This window comes from Cupriavidus sp. 05L310 (genome assembly GCF_056398185.1).
Window position 1 is genome coordinate 1 of record NZ_JBFTOX010000004.1, and the last position, 18,152, is coordinate 18,152.

Consider the following 18,152-nt stretch of genomic DNA (forward strand, 5'->3'; position numbering starts at 1 on the left):
CCGGATGGGGCGACACCCCCTCGGGATCCGGCGAAAAGAGCGGCCGGGACCCAAACTCGCATCGCCTTAAGGCGATACTCAAACATGGGTCCCTCTTTTCCGCTCTTTTCRCCGGATCCCGAGGCGCCCCATACGGCCTGGTACACCTTCACGGCTCGCTTCGCATCGCGGGTCGGTGTTTGCCGCCCCACGGGCGGTAAACACGGCTACACCAAATCGGGAGTTTGACGACGTTGCAGGTCCCTGGAATTTGAGGGCTTAAACTTCCTGTCTCCTGTCTCCTGTCTCCTGTCTCCTGTCTCCTGTCTCCTGTCGCTATCCGCGACTAGGGGGCCGCGAGAGCTAGTCCGCCAAAAGCAATGACTGGTCGCCGTCTGCCGCGCTTGCGGGGGAGGTGAAACTGCCTTTGATTTCAGGCCTTTGAGCCGTTGCCGTGAAGTCAAATTCCTGCATTTGCCGCCAAAAGCCATCCCCTCGCCGCCGACTCATTACAATACGCACCTCCAATCACATCCATCACCTGCGCGATTTTCCCGATACACGGTTTTACTGCTCCGGCGCCGGATGGCAATCCACGCGCTCGCTGCGCGGTATCGGCGCGCTGCGCCGGGGCTTCGTACCGGGACTGATGCCGGCGGATTTCGAGCAACGCGTTGGCTTTGTCGAGGTCTTCGGGCGCCAGCCGCTGCCCGCGGCGCTGACGCCGTTCCACCAGGGCTATGCCTTGCCGGACAGCGCCGGCGAAGTCTTCCTGGTGGAACTGCCAGGACATGCCGCCGGCCATCTCGGCGCCTTCGTGCACACGCCTGAAGGCTGGGTGCTGCTGGCCTCGGACGCGGCATGGTCGCCGACCAGCTACCGGGAACTGATCGGTCCGTCGCCGATTGCCAACCTGATCATGGAGAACCCACGGACCTACCATGCCACGCTCAGGCAATTGCATGCCCTGCATCGCAACGGACAGGTGGAAATCCGGCTGACTCATGAGGGGGCGCTCTGATGCATTTGCCACGCATGCTCGGGGCCTACTGGCACGCGCGCCGGTTGCGCTTTGCCGGCCGCGCCGAACTGGAGGCGCACCAGACCCGGCAGATGACCCGTTTCCGCCAGCGCGTGCTGGTCCGCAGCCCCTATTTCGCGCCCTGGCTTTCGCGGCCGATGCAGGACTGGCCACGCATGGACAAGGCTGTGCTGATGGCCAACTTCGACCGGATCAACACCGCCGGACTACGCCTTGACGATGTCCTGGCGTGCGCCCGGCGCGCCGAGGCATCGCGCGATTTCAGTCCCACCTTGCAGGGCTATAGCGTGGGGCTGTCCTCCGGCACCTCCGGCGGCCGTGGCGCCTTTGTGGTGAGCCGGCCGGAACAGGCGCAATGGGCCGGCACCCTGCTGGCCAGGCTGCTGCCGCGCGGGCTGCTGGCGGGCGAGCGCGTGGCGCTGTTCCTGCGCACCAACAGCAACCTCTACACCGCGGTGCGCAATCCCTGGCTCTCGTTCGCGTTTTTCGACCTGTTCACGCCGTTCGAGGACCATCTTGCGCGGCTGGAGCGCTATGCGCCCACCATCGTCGTGGCGCCCGCGCAGGTGCTGCGGGCTCTCGCGCTGGCGCGGCAGGCGGGCCGTAGCGCGCTGCGGCCGGCACGCGTCGTTTCGGTAGCCGAAGTGCTGGAAGACCGCGACCGCGCCTTGCTGGCCAGCGTGTTCGGCGAGCCCGGCGAGGTCTATCAGGCCACAGAGGGTTTTCTCGGCGTGACTTGTGCCCACGGCACGCTGCACCTCAACGAGGAGTTTGTCCATGTCGAGCCGGAATGGCTGGATCACGAACGCTTCGTTCCCATCGTGACTGACTTCACCCGCACCACCCAGCCCATCGTCCGCTACCGGCTCGACGATGTGCTGGTACGGCGCGCCGGCGCTTGTCCGTGCGGCAGCCCAGCGCTGGCGCTGGCCCGCATCGAAGGCCGCTGCGACGACATGCTGGTACTGCCGGGCAGGAACGGGGAGCCGGTCAAGGTCTTTGCCGACGTGCTGTCGCGTGCCTTCGCACAGGCCTTGCCGCTGGCCGCGGACTACCGGCTGCGCCAGACCGGGTCGAACGCGCTATCCCTTTATGCCGAGGGCGGCAGCGTCGTGGAAGCGGCCTGCCGCTCACGGCTGGAGACGGTGCTTGCGGAGCTTGGGGTCGCCGTTGTCGGGCTGGACTGGCAATACGACGCCGCGCCGCCACCCGCCGATTTCACCACCAAGCGCTGCCGCATCGTGCGTCTGCGCTCGGTCACGCACGACGCATGAATAACGGCATGCACGGAGCGGCCGCGCCGGCTTCGGCATGGTGGTGCTGCCGGCAAGGATGCGGGGAATCCCGCGCGGCGCCGGCCCATGCCGGACCTCCTGATCGGCCTGGCCGGCCCACTGCTGGAACCCCGCCCCGATTGGCTCGGCGCCCTTCTTTACCTGGGCTTGCTGTTGCATGGCATGGCCACCCTGCCCCGATCGCTGCTGCGCGCGCAAGCGCGCTGAGCTCGCCCCCGGCAACTGTCACCCGTTGGCCGTCTGCCACGGCACTGTCCAAAAATTAGGCAGACCGATACATAACCGCCACTATTGGGCGAACGCGACGCACCGGACTTGGTTATCCACACAAACTGTGGATAACGCGATCTGGCAATTGTGGACAAATTGTGTACGTGCGTCGCAGCAATCCGCGCTGCGTTTGCGCGGCCATGCGCAATGCCGGGAGACGTTGGGATCACGCCAATCCCGCATCGGGAAGCGTGCGCGAGAGCTTGTGGATTCACGCTGCATGGGCTTTACCCCCTTCATTTAGGACGGGTCCGATTTTATTGGCGCCATGCCGCCAGTAAACTCCCGACATGCTTTTCGCCGCCGCATTCCTTCCCACCAACATCCATGCCTTGCAGGCGATGGGGCGCGCGTATGCCGAAATGCCAGGCGAACTCGACGAGCGTATCGCTTTGCTCGAGTCCGGGCTATTGGCCTCGGCGACCGGGATCGGGCACCTGAAGCGTCAGGTCGCCAAGCTGCGCCTGGAAGAACTTCTCTTCGACCAGGCGCAGGCCGCGCCTGAGGCGGACCGGTTCGCCACCATCAAACCTGCATAACGCTTATGACACTTCTATGAAGATCGCACTGCTAGCGGACCTATCGGTTCAGGCCAAGGCCTTTGCAGACTCCCTGTCGCGCGCCGGCGTCTATTGCCACACCTACCACGCAAGCCAGGAACTCTTCCACGGCATCGACCAGTCCGGATACGACGTCCTGCTGATCGACCACGAACTGGCGGACATGCCCGCCGTGGATGCCGTGCGCGCGGTACGTGGCGCCTGGCGCTGCGAGGTGCCCGTCATGGTGCTATCCAGCCGGCGAGACGAAGACTCCGTCGTCAATACCCTGCAGGCCGGCGCCGATGACTACATGATCCGCCCCCTGCGCTCACGGGAACTGGTGGCCCGGCTGTATGCGCTGCAGCGCCGCACTGCCTCGCGCGGGCAATCGCTTGACCGTGTCGTCAAGGTCGGCCCTTACGCACTGGATTGCCTCTCGCACCAGGCCGTATTCCAGGGCCGGCGGCTGCCGATGACGCCCAAGGAGTTCGATCTCGCCTCGCTGCTGTTTTCCAATGTAGGACGCGTCCTATCGCACACGCATATCGAGCTGGCGATATGGGGCTACCCGCTGCCGCCGTCGTCGCGCGCGCTGGCGAGCCTGGTTTCGCGCCTGCGCCGCACGCTGCGGCTCTGTCCCCGCAACGGCCTGGTCCTCACCGTGATCTATGCCCAGGGCTATCGCCTCGATCAAACCGGTCCGGGCCTGGCCGCGCCGAGCCCCCAAGGGTTCGGCTGACCGCTGCCGCGGCGGCGCCCGTCAGGTCCCCGGCCGGCTGCCTGGCATCAGGTCGCGCAGGTCGATCACGGCAAAACCGCTGGCGGCCTTCTTGGCTTCGCGCTTGGCCATAGCCGCGGCCGCGCCGATATGGCTGCTGCCCAGGCGGGGCAGCCCGGCAATACCTTCCAGCACCCGTGGCCCGACCCGCACCGCGCCAGCAGCCATCGACACGGCGGGGAAGAACACGGCCTGCCCGCCGCGATCTTCGCCATGGATGCCGCCTGCCGCGCGGTCGGCGTCGTCGTACATCTCGCGTGACGCACGATTGAAACGCGCAATCGCCGAGCACGTGCGTTCCGCCCAGTCGGGGCTCTGGTACAGCACCAGGAAATCGTCTCCTCCCACATGGCCCAGGAAATCTCGCGTGGGATCGCAAGTTTGCGTGAGGATGGCGGCCGCTCCCTTCAGCATTTCGTCGCCCTTCCAGTAGCCGTACTGGTCGTTGTAGGGCTTGAAATGGTTGAGGTCCACATAACAGGCATGGAACTCCGCGCCCGCTTCGATCAGGCGATCGATATGGCGGTTCAGGGGCATGTTGCCCGGCAGGAAGGTCAGCGGGTTGGCGTAGCGCGCCGCCTCCATGCGGATCTCGGTCACCGCGCGGATCAGGTCGGCGCCGGTGCCAAGGCCGGCGTAGCGCCCCCGCTCGGTGATGATGAAGCCGTCGGCCAGCGGACGCTGGTCCTCGCCCGACAGCGCCTGCGCCATTTCCTCGATGCTCGCGCTCAAGTCGAAACAGAGCGGCGCGCGATTGGCCATGCCGATGCAGGCTTTCCTGCCATACAGCTCCCGATGGAACGGCACCGCGAAGCGGTCGATGAAGTAGTGCCGGTTGACGATGGCCAGCGGTGTGTCGTCCTCGCTCACCACCGCCACCGCATGCAGTCCCGCATGCGCATGAAACAGCGCCAGCAGTTCATTGTTGCTGGTGGCCGGGCTCACGGCGGGAGCGGACCGCAGCAGCTTGCCCGCCGACACCCCGGGATGCGCCGAACGCACGGCCTGCGGAAACACGGCGATCTGCCTGGACACCAGCGCCTGGCGGGCCTGCTGCCCGACTTCCCGCAGCGGCTGCGGCTCCGGCCGTCCGAGGTAATAACCCTGGCCGAAGGGCACGCCCAGGTCGCGCAGCACCGCCAGTTCGTCGGCGTCCTCGATGCCTTCGGCGATTACCGCGCCCCCCATTGCCTTCACCAGGGCCAGCAGCGTGCGCACGACCTCGAGCCGGCGCGAGCAGGTGCCGATACCGCGCACCAGCGACTTGTCCAGCTTGGTGAAGTGCGGTGCGAGAAGAATCAGCCGGTCGAGATTGGCGTGGCCGGTGCCGAAATCGTCCAGCGCGCATTGCATGCCCAACGCATGCAGCACAGCCATGGCCTGGCCAAAGCGCTCGGCGTCCTCGATGGGCGTCTGCTCGGTGACCTCGATCACCACCCGTTCCGGCGCGATGCTGTCCGCTATCAGGGTCCGCATCGCGCGGCCGTCTTCGGCCAGCAGGTAGCGCAGCGCCATGGTGCTGAAGTTGAGGAACAGCTTGCCGCGCAAGCCGAGCGCCAGGCAGCCGGCTAGTCCGGTGCGCGCCGCCTGCAATTCGATCTGGACGGTTTCGGCCTCGTTGCGGGCGAGACGGAACAAAGCGTCCGGCATGGCCAGCGGCGAGTTGGACGGGCCGCGAACCAATGCCTCATAGCCCAGGATCTCGCCAGTGCCGAAGGCGACGATAGGCTGGAAGACGGCGTGCAGCGGCGGCAAACGCAGCCGCGGCACGGGCGCGCCGGCCAGGGGAGAGGCAAATTGCATGGACGGAGTGAACGTGACGTGGGGAAAGCGCGGCGCCAGGCGCGAAAAGCCGGTGAGCCAAAGTGACTCGCCCTCTATTTCATGTCAGGAATGTGTCGCCCGGATGACAAAATCGATTACCCCCTCGCGCGGCCGGGATGTCATGGATGCGTCACAGATGCCGGCCAGCATGCGGGGAAAATCCAATTCATGCCGCCGCCCGCCGCAAGCGCGGGATGGCGGTACCCCAGGGTCAGCAAGTGGGCCGCCTGGTCCATCGGAGTCTCAACGTGTCGCAAACCATCAAACTCAGTTTTCCACGCCGCACGGGCTGGCGCATCCCGTCCTGGCTGGGCCGGCTTCCGCTTACCGCGCGCATGTGCGCCGCGTTCGCGCTGGTCTATGTGTTTGGTGCCGTGGTCGGGCTGACGGGCATCTTCAGTCTGGTTTCGGTCAAGCAGATGACAGATACGCTTTACCAGCGGGATATGCAGGGCGCCATCGCCGCGGAACGCGCGCAATCGGCGCTGGCCCGGCTTGGCCGTGCCCAGCTGGCGCTGACCATGGCCACCAGCGGCAGCGAGCGCGATGGCGCGGTGGCCGATATCGATAGCGCTCTCGGTGGCCTCGACCAGGCCCTGTCGATCGTTCGCAACGCGGCGCCCGCGCAGGCTCAGGCGTTGCAGCAGGAGCGCGACAGTGCCGCGGCAATGCTGCGGGATTACGTCGCCCTGCTGCGCAAGCAGCCGCTCGATGCGTTGCAGTTCGACAGTTCGGTCTCGGTCGATGGTCATTTCCTGGGCGAACAGCTGCAAAAGCTGGCCGAGCTGGTCGAAGTCACCCGCAAGCAGCAGGAGCGGCAGGCCGCCGATACGGTCGCCACGGTGGCCGCCAGCCAGTTGCGGGCCCAGGCCGTGATGGCGGCCATGCTGGTGGCGAGCCTGGCGGCGGCGGCCGCGCTGGCCTGGTTTGCTTCGCGCCTGCTGCTCTCGGAGCTGGGCGGCGAACCGGCCGACGCGGCCAAGGTGGCGAGCCGCATCGCCTCGGGGGATTTGCAGCAGCCGGTGCGCGTGCGGGCGGGCGACGAGCACAGCCTGATGTGCCTGCTGGCACGCATGCGCGACCAGTTGGCCGGCGTACTGGAAGGCATCCAGCTTTCCGGCGCCAAAATCGCCGCGGCCAGCGAAGGCATTGCCCATGGCAACCAGGATCTGTCCCGCCGCACCGCACTGCAGGTTGCGGCGCTGGCCGCCGCCGCCGACAGCGTGGCGCGCCTTACCGCGCTGGTCGGGCAGGCCCACGCACAGGCCACCGAATCCAGCGCGATGGCGCTCCGGGCACGCGAAGCCACCGACCGTGGCATGGCGGTGGTCGGCCAGATGAGCGGCGCCATGGAGGCGGTGAACCAGCACTCGCGCAGCATCACGGAAATGGTCGAGGTGATCGAGAGCATCGCCTTCCAGACCAATATCCTGGCGCTCAATGCTGCCGTGGAAGCCGCGCGCGCGGGCGAGGCCGGGCGCGGCTTCGCGGTCGTGGCCCAGGAAGTGCGCGGGCTGGCGCAGCGCAGCGCAACCTCCGCGCGCGAAATTCGCGCCACCATTGGCCACGCGGGCGAGGAGATCGCCCGCGGGGCGCGCCTGAGCGGGCAAGTGGTCAGCGCAATGGGCGGCATCGAGCAGGCGGTGGCTCAAAGCCATGCGCTGGCCGAGCGGCTGTGCGGCGTGGCGGACGAACAGGCACGCGGCATCCGCTCGGTCGGAGAGGCCGTGGCCCAGCTCGACCAGACCACCCGGCAGAACGCCGAACTCGTGGAAGCCGTCACGGCGCAGGCCGCCAGCCTGGATCAACAAGCGGCCGGGCTGGCGGCCGGGGTGGCTCGCTTCCGGTTCTGAGGGTGGCTATCAGGCGGCGGTCAGCGTAGCAGGTGTCATGGCAATCGAACTGCAGTTCTGCAATGCAGAACTGCAGTTCCACCCTGCAGTTGACGCGCAAGGCGATCGGTGGGAATATCCGGCGATCGAACAATCCGGCGGCCCACGCCGGAAGCCTTACACGGAGACTGTATGAGTCGCACTCCCATGCCCGGCGCGCACGCGCCGGCTGCCGCCCCCTCCTCCTCGTTTACCCGCCTGCATCAGACCTTTGGCCCCTGGGTCCAGAGCCATCGCGAGCGCGTGGCGCTGATGGATGCCGAGCGGTCGCTGCGCTACGGCGAACTGGACGGCGCCATTGCCGAGACTGCCCGCGCCCTTGCGGCCCAGGGCGTGCGCGGCGGCGATCGCGTGGTGCTGGTGACGGAGAACAGCGTGGGCTGCGCGGTGCTGATCCTGGCGCTGAGCGCACTCGATGCATGGGCCGTGCCGGTCAACGCCCGCCTGTCCGCCCGCGAGATCGACAACATCGTCGAGCATTGCGGGGCGCGCATCGCGCTGTACCTCGACAGCGCCCATCCCGAAGCGCGCGAGCACGGCCTGGCACGCGGCGCACAGCCGGCCGAATGGCCGCACGTGGGCCGCCTGCTGCTGGGCGCGACCGACCAGGCCGCCGTGGCCGAGCCGGTGGAAGCGGCGGCGCGCGACCAGGTCGCGGCGCTGATCTACACCACGGGCACCACCGGCGCCGCCAAGGCCGTGATGCTGACGCATGCCAACCTGATGTTCATTGGCCGCTCCAACCGGCTGCAGGCGCGCGTGCAGCCGGGTGACCGGGTCTACGGCGTGCTGCCGATCTCGCATGTCTATGGGCTGTCGGTGCTGCTGGTCGGCCCGCTCTCGAACGGCGCCACCGTCTATTACGAGCCGCGCTTCCGCCCGGAAAAACTCGCCCACGCGCTGGTCACGGAGCAACTCACTGTGTTGCACGGCGTGCCCGCCATGTACGCCAAGCTGATCGAATGGAGCCGCGCCCAGGCCACGCCGCTGCAGGCGCCCGCGCTGCGCATGGCGCAATCCGGCGGCGCGCCGCTGACGGCCTCGCTCAAGGCCGCCTTCGAAGCCAGCTTCGGAATCATCCTGCACAACGGCTACGGTATGACAGAAACCTCGCCCACGGTCTGCCAGACCCGGGTGGAAGCCCCGCGCACGGACTGCTCGGTGGGCCCGGTCGTGCCTGACGTAGAGATCCGCCTGGGCGAGCCGCTGCCCGACGGCAGCGGCGAACTGCAGGTGCGCGGCCCCAATGTGATGAAGGGCTATTACCGCCGCCCCGACCTGACGGCGCAGGTGATCGATGCCGACGGCTGGCTGCATACCGGCGACCTGGCCCGCATCGACGCGGACGGCGCGGTGTCCATCGTGGGCCGCTCCAAGGAAATCATCATCCATTCCGGCTTTAACGTGTACCCCGAGGAAGTCGAGCAATCGATCAACGCCTACCCGGCCGTGCTGCAGTCCGCGGTGGTCGGGCGCGCGGTGGAAGGCAATGAGGAGGTCATCGCCTTTATCGAAGTGCGCGACGGCATGGAAGTGGACCAGGCCGCCCTGCGCGCTTTCCTGCGCGAGCGTCTGTCGCCCTACAAGATGCCAGCCGAGGTCAGGGTCGTGGCCCACTTGCCGGCCGCGCCGTCGGGCAAGATCCTCAAGGCCAGGCTGCGCGAGCTGCTGGCCAGCGCGGGCTGAAGCACAACCCTGACGCCGCCGAGGCCACCGCATGTCCGAACCGCAGAGCGAACCGCAGACCGACGAGGCGCACCAGCACAAGGAAGACCGGCATTTCGTGACCGCGCTGGCGCGCGGCCTGGACGTGCTGGCCTGCTTCCGCAGCTTCGAGACGCGCCTGGGCAATGCCGAGCTGGCGCAACGCTGCGGCCTGCCCAAGTCGACCGTGTCGCGCCTTACGCATACGCTGACCGAGCTTGGCTACCTGCGGCCGGACCCGGAGCAGCTCAAGTACCAGCTCGGCAGTTCGGCGCTGGCGCTGGCGCCTGCGGCGCAGCGCGGCGTCGACGTGCTCGCCGTGGTGCGGCCGTATATGCAGGAGCTGGCCGACCTGTCACAGGGCGTGACTTCACTGATCGTGCGCGACCGCGCGCAGATGCTGATCTACGAGAATTGCCAGTCCGAGTCATACCTGACGTTGCGGGTAGCGGTCGGCACGCGGATTTCCGGCCTGACCTCGGCTGCCGGGCGCGCCTATCTGGAGGCCCTGCCCGCTGGCGAACAACGCCAGGCCCTCGCTGCCTTCCGGCACCAGGACGGGATGGATGCCGCCAGTGCCGAGGCCATCGTCGCGCGCAGCCGCGCGGACGTACTGCGCCTGGGTTGCACCACATCCTTCGGCGAATGGCTGCCAGACATCAACTCGATCGCCGCCGCCTTCCGCCCCGGCCCGGCGCTGCCGCCGATGACGCTGTCCTGCAGCGGCCCGACGGCCATCCTGCCAGCCACGCAATTGCTCGAGAAGGTGCGCCCGCGACTGGTCGAGCGCATTCGCGAGATCGAATCGGTGCTGCGCGCACAGGACCGCTAAGCCACGGCCCCGGCGTTGCCTTGGCTGTCCTCCATCCCAGGCAGCCGCCCGCCCGCATCAAGCCAACGGCGCGGGTGCCGCCATGCCGTATTTTTCCAGCCACGGCGCCAGCTGCGGCAGGATGACGGGGTTGAGCGCCACGCCATCGCGCAACTGGCGCGCCTTGCGCTCCAGCGCGCCCTGCCCTGGCAACCGTACGCGCTCCACACCGGGCCGCGGCGGGTTGCCGGTACAGGCGCGCGCCACCCAGCCCATCTGGGTGGCGAAGGCCTCCTCGCCGGCAAAGGCTGCCGGATCCAGGATCTGCAGGAACACGGTATTGCCCCAGCGCTTGCCTGGATCGTCGCGGCCATGGCCCGTCAACCCGGCGGTCAGCGCTTCCACCATCAGCGACAGCGCAAAGCCCTTGTGGCCGGCATCGAGTCCGCCCAGGGGCAGGATCGAACCCGAGTGCGGCGGGAACAGCACCGCCGGATCGTCGCTGGCATTGCCGTGTTCGTCGATCAGCCACTGGTGCGGCAGCCGCTTGCCTTCCTTGTACAAGCGGCCGGTCAGGCCATTGGTGGTGATGGAAGTGGAGACATCGATCAGCACCGGGCCCTCCGGCGTGGGAAATCCCACCGCCAGCGGGCTGGGGGAAAACACCGGGCGCATACCGCCAAAGGGCGCCACGGTGGCCGCGCCGGGCGCCGAGGAAAACAGCAGCATGACGAAGCCGGCCTTGGTTGCCCGTTCCAGGTAAGCCGCCAGGCAGGCGATATGGTGGGAGCGGCGGATCGTGACCGTACCGGTGCCGTAGTCGCGTGCCCGGGCCATCGCGGTTTCCATGGCGCGCAGCGTCAGCCACGGCCCTGGCAGGCGCTTGCCGTCCCAGGTGGCCACGGCGGCGCGATTGGCCAGCACCTCGTAGTCTTCCCTGAGCGCCATGCTGCCGCTTTCGATCTCGGCCAGGTAGGTAGGCAGCAATTGCAGGCCATGCGTATCGTGGCCCATCAGGTCGCCTTCGACCAGGATGTCCGCCACGTCGGCGGCTCGCTCGGCGGGCATGCCCGCGCGCTCGAACATGGCCTGCGCCATGCTGCGCAGCGCAGCGGCATCATGGCGCGCAATGGCTGTGGATTGGCTTTGCATAGTGGCTCCGTCAGGTCGGGCGTGCCGGGCACGCCTCTGGTTTTACTCGTTGACCGATACGCCGGCGGCCTTGACCACCTTTTCCCAGCGCACCTTCTCGGCCAGGGCGAAGGACTGGAATTCGGTGCTGGGCCTGGGATCGGGCTCGGCGCCGGCATTGACCAGCTGCTCGCGGAACTCGGGCCGGCGCATGGCTGCCATCACGGCGTCGCTGACCTTCGCCACGATCTCGCGCGGCGTGCCGGCCGGGGCGAACAGGCCGAACCAGGAGCCGGTGACAAAGCCCGGCAGGCCGGCCTCTTCCATGGTAGGCACGTCAGGCAGCGCGGCCATGCGTCTGGCGCCGGTGACCGCAAGCGCCTTGAGCTTGCCGGACTTGACGAACGGCAGCGAGGTCGGCGCGTTATCGAACATGATCTGCACCTGGCCGCCCATCAGGTCCGTCACCGCCAGCGCGCTGCCCTTGTATGGCACGTGCACCATCGCGGTTCCTGTCATCACCTTGTACAGCTCGCCCGAAAGGTGGATCGAGCTGCCCGCGCCCGACGAGGCAAAGGTGGCCCGTCCGTTCTCGCTCTTCACGAACTGCGTAAGCTCCTTGACGTTGCGGGCCGGCACCGAGGGATTGACCACCAGGATGTTCGGCACCGAAGCGACCATCGCCACGGCCGTGAAATCCTTCGCCGTATCGTAAGGCATCTTGCGATAGAAACTGGCGTTGATGGCGTTGGTACCGACCGTGCCCATCAGCAGCGTGTAGCCGTCCGGCGCGGACTTGGCGACAATGTCGGCGCCGATATTGCCCGAAGCGCCGGGGCGGTTCTCCACCACTACGGGCTGGCCCAGCGCCTTCTGCAGGTCGCGCCCGATCAGGCGGGCCACGATATCGGTATTGCCGCCGGCGGCAAACGGCACCACCACGCGGATCGGCCTGGAGGGATAGGTATCCGCCTGCGCGGGCAACGCCGCGCAGGCGGTGGCCGCAGCCAGTGCCGCCAGCAGCGCGCGGCGCGAAGGCTTGAAGCTTTGATGCATGGTTGTCTCCTTTGTGGTTCTTGTAGTGGCCATGCTGCCGGCCCCAGGATCATGCGAAGTGCGCTCAATGAGACGGATCCGGCAGCAGCCGCCCCGGATTCATCAGCCCGTGCGGGTCCAGGGCGTGCTTGATTTTCTGCATCAGCGCCATTTCCACGGCGGATTTGTAGTGCGCGTTCTTGTCGACCTTGAGCTGGCCGATGCCATGCTCGGCCGAGATCGAGCCGCGCGCGCGGTGCACCGCCTCGTACACCAGCGCGCTGATCGCCGCGCCGTTTGCCTGCACGAACTCCGGCTGCGGCATGCCCTGCGGCGCGCTGACGTTGTAGTGCAGGTTGCCGTCGCCGAGGTGGCCGAAGGCCAGCACGCGCGCGCCCGGATGCGCGGCCACGATGGCGGCGCTGGTGTGGGCGATGAACTCGCCGATGGCCGAGATCGGCACCGAGATATCGTGCTTGAGGTTGTCGCCCTCTTGCGACTGGGCCTCGGGCAGGTGATGCCGGATCCGCCACAGGCCATCGGACTGCGCCAGCGAAGCGGCAATGGCTGCATCGGCCACGATGCCGGCCTCGAAGGCCTCCTCCATCAACTCGCCGAAGGCTTGCGTGGCATGGGCTTCGCTGTGCGGGTCGCTGCTTTCCAGCAGGACGTACCAGGGATGCGCCTGGTCGAACGGCGCGCGGCAGTCCGGGAAATGGCGTGCCACCAGTGCCACGCACACGCCGCTCATCAGTTCGAACGCGGTCAGCGTGGCAGCCAGCCGGCGCTGCGCGAGTTCCAGCAGGCGCAGCGCCGCATGCGGGTTGCTCACCGCGGCCAGCGCGGTCATGCGCGCGGCCGGCCGGGGGAATAGCTTGAGGGTAGCGGCGGTAATCACGCCCAGGGTGCCCTCGGCGCCGATAAAGAGCTGCTTCAGGTCGTAACCGGTGTTGTCTTTACGCAGGCCACGCAGGCCGTCCCAGGTCTCGCCGTCGGGCGTGACCACTTCCAGGCCCAGGCATAACTCGCGCGTATTGCCATAGCGCAGCACCTGCACCCCGCCCGCGTTGCTGGCGAGGTTGCCGCCGATGGTGCAACTGCCCTCCGCGCCCAGCGACAGCGGATACAGGCGCCCCGCCTCCTGCGCCGCCTGCTGGACGGCGGCCAGGATGCAGCCGGCCTCGGCGGTCAGCGTGTTATTGAGCGGATCGATCTCGCGGATGCGGTTCAGCCGCGCCGTGGAGAGCACCAGCGCGCGCCCGCCGCCATCGGGAATGGCGCCGCCCACCATGCCGGTATTGCCGCCTTGCGGCACCAGCGGCACCCGCCGCGCCGCGCACCAGCGCACGATCGCAGCCACATCCCCGGTGGTGTCCGGCTGCGCCACCGCGAGCGCGCGGCCGGTCCAGCTGCGGCGCCAGTCGGTGAGGAACGGGGCTGTGTCCTCGGGCGCGGTCAGCAAGCGGCCGGCAAACCGGCTGCGCAGGTCGGCCAGCGTGGCATCGGTCATGGCGTGTCTCCTGTTTTTGTCTTATGTGGGGTGTCTTCTCGTACTGGCAGTGCCAATGGCAGTGCTAATGGCGGTGCTAATCGGCGATGCGCATCGCCGGCGTGATCTGGCGCGGATCCGTCACCAGTTCCAGCAACGCAGGCTTGCCCGCCGCCTGTGCCCGCGCGAAGGCCGCGGCAAAGTCCTCCGTCTGCGTCACGCGTTCGGCCCAGGCCCCGCACGACTGCGCCATCGCCACGAAATCCGGGCTCGGGATCGCCGTGCCGCTGACGCGGCCCGGATAGCGCTTTTCCTGGTGCATGCGGATGGTGCCGTACATGCCGTTGTTGACCACCACCACGATCAGGTTGACGCCGTACTGCGCGGCGGTGGCCAGTTCCTGCGGATACATCAGGAAACAGCCGTCGCCGGCGAAGCACACCACGGTGCGCCGCGGGTCGCGCAGCTTGGCGGCAACCGCCGCGGGCAGGCCGTAGCCCATGGCGCCGCAAGTCGGCGCCAGCTCGGTGCGCGGCTGGCGGTAGGCGTAGAAGCGATGGAGCCAGACGGTGTAGTTGCCCGCGCCGTTACTCAGCACGGCGTCGTCGGGCAAGACGCGGTCCAGGTGCGCAATCACCGCGCCCATGTCCACGCCCGTGAGCTGCGGGTGCGGCCTGGCCGGCATGGCGAAGGCGGTATGCGCGGCGCGCGCGGCGCTGGTCCATTCGCCCCAGCGCACGGCGGCGGGCGGCGTCAGCGCGGCCAGCATGGCGGCGCCGGGTTCGATGCCCGCATGGATGGCCAGCTCGGGCTGGTACACGCGGCCAAGCTCGGCGCTGTCGGCATGCAGGTGGATCAGGCGCTGGCGCGGGCGCGGCACTTCCAGCAAGGTGTAGCCATCGGTGGCGATGTCGCCCAGCCGCGTGCCGAAGGCCAGGATCAGGTCGGCGTCGCGCACGCGCTCCGCCAGCGCGGGATTGACGCCAAGGCTGAGGTGGCCGACGTAGTGCGGGTCGCGGTTGTCGAACACGTCCTGGCGGCGGAAGGCGCATGCCACCGGCAGGTTCCAGCGCTGCACGAAGGCGGTGAAATCGGCCGCCGCGCGCGCGCTCCAGTTGGCGCCGCCGGCGATCACCAGCGGACGCTGCGCGCCGGCCAGCGCCACGGCCAGCGCTGCCGCGTCGGCCGCGTGCGGCGCGGCCTCCACCGGGCAATAACATCCTGTATCGGCCACTTCGCACAGGCCATCCAGCACGTCCTCCGGCAGCGAGATCACCACGGGACCGGGCCGGCCGGAGGTAGCGCACTGGAAGGCGCGGGCCACCAGTTCGGGGATGCGCGCCGGATCCTCGATCTCCACCACCCACTTGGCGATGGAGCCGAACATGGCGCCATAGTCCACCTCCTGGAAAGCCTCGCGCCCCTTGTGGCCGCGTGCGATCTGGCCGACGAAGAGCAGCATCGGCGTGGAATCCTGGGCGGCGATATGCACCCCGATGCTGGCGTGGGTGGCGCCCGGCCCGCGGGTGACGAAGCAGATGCCGGGGCGCCCGGTGAGCTTGCCGTCGGCCTCGGCCATATTGGCCGCCGCGCCCTCGTGCTTGCACACGATCAGGTCGATGGCGGGCTGGTCATGCAAGGCGTCCAGCACGTCGAGGAAGCTCTCGCCCGGCACGCAGAAGATGCGCTCGGCGCCATGGATGCGCAGGGCGTCCACCAGCACGCGGCCGCCGGAACGGGCCAGCCTGGCGGGCGATGACGGGGAAAGCGCGGTGGCTGCAACGGATTGGCTGGTCATGATGATACGGAATGGTGCGGTGCAATCGGACAGATGCCGGGCGCTGCCTTGGCACGAGCGCATCGGAAAGCGTCCGGCGAATCCGGAAAAGCCGGGACTGCATGGATTGTTATGCCGCGAGTGCCTTGTGCGCCTGGCATACGCCGCATTTCTGCTATGCGTAAAACGCAAGGCTGCGCTTGCCGGGCGCGTGTAGATTGTTGCCAGGCGATCTCGCCCTGCCCCCGCGTCCCTTGCCCATGCATGGCGGTGCGGCGAGGCAGCGGAAAGGAAGATGGCTTCGACAAAAACGATCAGGAGACCCAGATATGCCCATGCGCCCGCAACCCGGCCAGTCACTCCAGCCTTCCCGCCGCTTCGCCAGGCTTTGGACCTGCGCACTGGCCGCACTTATCGCGCTGGGCACCCTGGCCAGCGTCCTGCCGGCGTATGCGCAGGACGCGTGGCCGACCAGGCCGGTCAACTACGTCGTGCCCTTCGCCGCGGGCGGCACCACTGACGTGCTGGGGCGCCTGATCGGCCAGCGCCTGTCGCAGATGATCGGCCAGCCGGTGGTGGTGGAAAACCGGGCCGGCGCGGGCGGCAATATCGGCTCGGACTACGTGGCCAAGGCGGCGCCTGACGGCTACACCCTGGTGGGCGGCACCATCAGCTCGCACGCGATCAATGTGAGCCTGTACCCGAAAATGCCCTACGACCCGATCAGGAATTTCCAGCCGGTGGCCCTGATCGGCACACTGCCCAACCTGCTGGTGGTCAATGCCAACAGCCCGTGGAAGAACGTGCAGGACGTGATTGCGGCGGCCAGGGCCAAGCCCGGTACGGTCTCCTTCGGCTCGGCGGGCAATGGCACCTCGCAGCACCTCGCCGGCGAATTGTTCGCCAACATGGCAGGCGTCAAGCTGCTCCATGTGCCATTCAAAGGCAGCAGCCCGGCAGTGCAGGCGCTACTGGGCAACCAGGTGGACGTGCTGTTCGAAAACAGCGTGGCCGCCATGCCGATGATCCAGTCCGGCAAATTCCGCGCCCTGGCCACCACCGCCGCCAAGCGCGCGCGTGAGTTGCCGGACGTGCCAACGGTGGCCGAGGCCGGCGGGCCGAAACTGCAGGGCTACGAGATTGTTTCCTGGCAAGCCGTGTTCGCCCCCGCCGGCACGCCCGCGCCCATCGTCAACCGCCTTGCCACCGACATAGGCAAGATCATCCAGGAACCCGACATGCGCGCCCGCCTCGCCGCGCTGGGGATCGAGCCGTCCGGCGCGGGCCCGGCCGAACTGGGCGCTTTCCAGAAGAGCGAAGTGGCCAAATGGGCGCAACTGATCAAGACCGCGAATATCCGGCCGGAATGACGCCAGCGCATGGCTCGCGTGCCTTGCCGGGTACCCAAGCGGGGCCCGGCGGCTTATGATGGCCAATTGATTTTGCCTGTGACCCCTTCCCTCTTCCCCCCCGAAGCCCATGAGTGAACACCGCATTCCGACCGCCGCCCTCCATCAGTGGGTAGTCGATCTCTGGCTCGCCGCCGGTTCCGACGCGCGCGAGGCCCGCCTCACCGCCGATCACCTGGTCGGCGCCAACCTGTCCGGCCACGATTCCCACGGCGTCGGCATGATCCCCAAGTACGTGCTGTCCTGGCTGGGCGAGCAGCTCCAGCTGAACCAGTACGTGAGCGTGGTGCACGAGGCCGGCGGCATCCTGAGCCTGGACGGCAACCGCGGCATGGGCCAGGCGGTGACCGAGGAGGCCATGGGCCTGGCGATCGAACGCGCGCGCGAGCACGGCGTATGCGTGCTGGGCCTGCGCCGCTCGCACCATCTGGGCCGGGTCGGGCACTGGGCCGAGCAGGCCACCGCGGCCGGCATGATCTCCATCCACTTCGTCAACGTGTTGTCCAAGCCGATCGTGGCCCCGCACGGAGGCTACGAGGCCCGCTATGGCACCAACCCGTTCACCATCGGCGTGCCGGTGGCCGGCGCCGAGCCGCTGGTGATGGACTTCGCCACCAGTGCGATCGCGCTGGGCAAGGTGCGCGTGGCCAACAACAAGGGCGTGCCGGTGCCGCCGGGCTGCCTGCTGGATGCGCAAGGCCAGCCCACCGACGACCCCGCCGTGATGTTCCCGCCCGCAGGCGATCCGCAAGGCGCGCTGCGCGCCTTCGGCGAGCACAAGGGCTATGTGCTGGCGGTCATGTGCGAACTGCTGGGCGCTGCCGTGACGGGCGGCCACACCATCCGCCCGGAGACCCTGACCCACGAGCATGCGGTCTGGAACAATATGCTGGCCATCGTGTTCGACCCGGCGCGCCTGGGCAGCAGCACCACCTTTGGCCATGAGGTGCAGGCCTTCGTCGACTGGCTGCGGTCCTCGCAACTGCAGCCCGGCACCGATGCCATCCTCCTGCCCGGCGAGCCCGAGCGCGCATGGCGCCGCGCCCGCGCGGCGTTCATGCCCGTGGACAGCGGAACGCTCGCCCAGCTCGACGATGCCGCGGCACGCGTGCAGGCCGCGCGAGGGAAATCGCCCGGCCCGCTATCGCGGCTGGCGGTGGACTGATCCGCCCTG

Annotated in this window: 16 protein-coding genes; 11 read left to right on the forward strand and 5 right to left on the reverse strand. The window is 68.1% G+C overall.

Translation table 11 applies throughout. The features are described from left to right. Window positions 1-433: 433 nt before the first annotated feature. From AC1DS6_RS03425 to AC1DS6_RS03445, 5 genes are all read left to right on the forward strand, one after another. Window positions 434-1,000, forward strand: a complete 567-nt coding sequence (locus AC1DS6_RS03425; RefSeq protein ID WP_477102063.1) for an MBL fold metallo-hydrolase — start codon at window positions 434-436, stop codon at window positions 998-1,000. Then, a complete protein-coding gene (locus AC1DS6_RS03430) occupies window positions 1,000-2,295 on the forward strand; it encodes a F390 synthetase-related protein (RefSeq protein ID WP_477102064.1) in 1,296 nt (431 codons plus the stop codon). The genes AC1DS6_RS03425 and AC1DS6_RS03430 overlap by 1 nt, the downstream gene beginning before the upstream one ends. An 87-nt stretch (window positions 2,296-2,382) precedes the next feature. Beyond that, window positions 2,383-2,523 carry a hypothetical protein gene (locus AC1DS6_RS03435; RefSeq protein ID WP_441636395.1) on the forward strand — a complete coding sequence of 47 codons (141 nt, stop codon included), beginning with the start codon at window positions 2,383-2,385 and terminating at the stop codon, window positions 2,521-2,523. 353 nt (window positions 2,524-2,876) lie between these two features. Continuing rightward, on the forward strand, window positions 2,877-3,125 hold the full coding sequence (locus tag AC1DS6_RS03440) for a hypothetical protein (RefSeq protein WP_441636397.1): 249 nt from the start codon (window positions 2,877-2,879) through the stop codon (window positions 3,123-3,125). A gap of 16 nt (window positions 3,126-3,141) precedes the next feature. Beyond that, the gene (locus AC1DS6_RS03445) at window positions 3,142-3,867 is read left to right on the forward strand and encodes a response regulator transcription factor (protein WP_441636399.1); all 726 of its coding nucleotides are present in this window, start codon (window positions 3,142-3,144) and stop codon (window positions 3,865-3,867) included. Window positions 3,868-3,888: 21 nt separating this feature from the next. Here AC1DS6_RS03445 and AC1DS6_RS03450 read toward each other — a convergent pair whose 3' ends face one another. Beyond that, complete coding sequence (locus AC1DS6_RS03450) at window positions 3,889-5,709, reverse strand: phosphodiesterase (RefSeq protein WP_477102065.1); 1,821 nt, start codon at window positions 5,707-5,709, stop codon at window positions 3,889-3,891. A gap of 269 nt (window positions 5,710-5,978) precedes the next feature. Here AC1DS6_RS03450 and AC1DS6_RS03455 point away from each other — a divergent pair, with 269 nt between their 5' ends. From AC1DS6_RS03455 to AC1DS6_RS03470, 4 genes are read left to right on the forward strand one after another with little or no spacing between them, the layout of a single operon-like run. After that, complete coding sequence (locus AC1DS6_RS03455) at window positions 5,979-7,583, forward strand: methyl-accepting chemotaxis protein (protein ID WP_477102066.1); 1,605 nt, start codon at window positions 5,979-5,981, stop codon at window positions 7,581-7,583. Window positions 7,584-7,620: 37 nt separating this feature from the next. Next, complete coding sequence (locus AC1DS6_RS03460) at window positions 7,621-7,758, forward strand: hypothetical protein (RefSeq protein WP_441636405.1); 138 nt, start codon at window positions 7,621-7,623, stop codon at window positions 7,756-7,758. After that, window positions 7,755-9,308 carry a class I adenylate-forming enzyme family protein gene (locus tag AC1DS6_RS03465; protein WP_477102067.1) on the forward strand — a complete coding sequence of 518 codons (1,554 nt, stop codon included), beginning with the start codon at window positions 7,755-7,757 and terminating at the stop codon, window positions 9,306-9,308. Before AC1DS6_RS03460 ends, AC1DS6_RS03465 begins: the two co-directional genes overlap by 4 nt. A gap of 31 nt (window positions 9,309-9,339) precedes the next feature. Then, the gene (locus AC1DS6_RS03470) at window positions 9,340-10,158 is read left to right on the forward strand and encodes an IclR family transcriptional regulator (RefSeq protein ID WP_441636409.1); all 819 of its coding nucleotides are present in this window, start codon (window positions 9,340-9,342) and stop codon (window positions 10,156-10,158) included. 57 nt (window positions 10,159-10,215) lie between these two features. On the opposite strand, the gene AC1DS6_RS03475 is transcribed toward AC1DS6_RS03470, so the two are convergent. The 4 genes from AC1DS6_RS03475 to AC1DS6_RS03490 form a co-directional block, all read right to left on the reverse strand. Continuing rightward, entirely contained in the window at window positions 10,216-11,289 is a 1,074-nt protein-coding gene (locus AC1DS6_RS03475; protein ID WP_477102068.1) for an Ldh family oxidoreductase, read from the reverse strand. 42 nt (window positions 11,290-11,331) lie between these two features. Beyond that, the gene (locus AC1DS6_RS03480) at window positions 11,332-12,324 is read right to left on the reverse strand and encodes a Bug family tripartite tricarboxylate transporter substrate binding protein (RefSeq protein ID WP_035861276.1); all 993 of its coding nucleotides are present in this window, start codon (window positions 12,322-12,324) and stop codon (window positions 11,332-11,334) included. Window positions 12,325-12,388: 64 nt separating this feature from the next. Beyond that, window positions 12,389-13,813 carry an FAD-binding oxidoreductase gene (locus AC1DS6_RS03485; RefSeq protein WP_477102069.1) on the reverse strand — a complete coding sequence of 475 codons (1,425 nt, stop codon included), beginning with the start codon at window positions 13,811-13,813 and terminating at the stop codon, window positions 12,389-12,391. A 76-nt stretch (window positions 13,814-13,889) separates the two neighbouring features. Continuing rightward, a complete protein-coding gene (locus tag AC1DS6_RS03490) occupies window positions 13,890-15,590 on the reverse strand; it encodes a thiamine pyrophosphate-binding protein (RefSeq protein WP_477102070.1) in 1,701 nt (566 codons plus the stop codon). A gap of 314 nt (window positions 15,591-15,904) precedes the next feature. On the opposite strand from AC1DS6_RS03490, the gene AC1DS6_RS03495 reads away from it, so the two are divergent. Continuing rightward, window positions 15,905-16,939 carry a Bug family tripartite tricarboxylate transporter substrate binding protein gene (locus AC1DS6_RS03495; protein WP_477102144.1) on the forward strand — a complete coding sequence of 345 codons (1,035 nt, stop codon included), beginning with the start codon at window positions 15,905-15,907 and terminating at the stop codon, window positions 16,937-16,939. Between the two features lie 109 nt (window positions 16,940-17,048). Beyond that, entirely contained in the window at window positions 17,049-18,143 is a 1,095-nt protein-coding gene (locus AC1DS6_RS03500; RefSeq protein WP_477102071.1) for a malate/lactate/ureidoglycolate dehydrogenase, read from the forward strand. Window positions 18,144-18,152 lie beyond the last annotated feature (9 nt).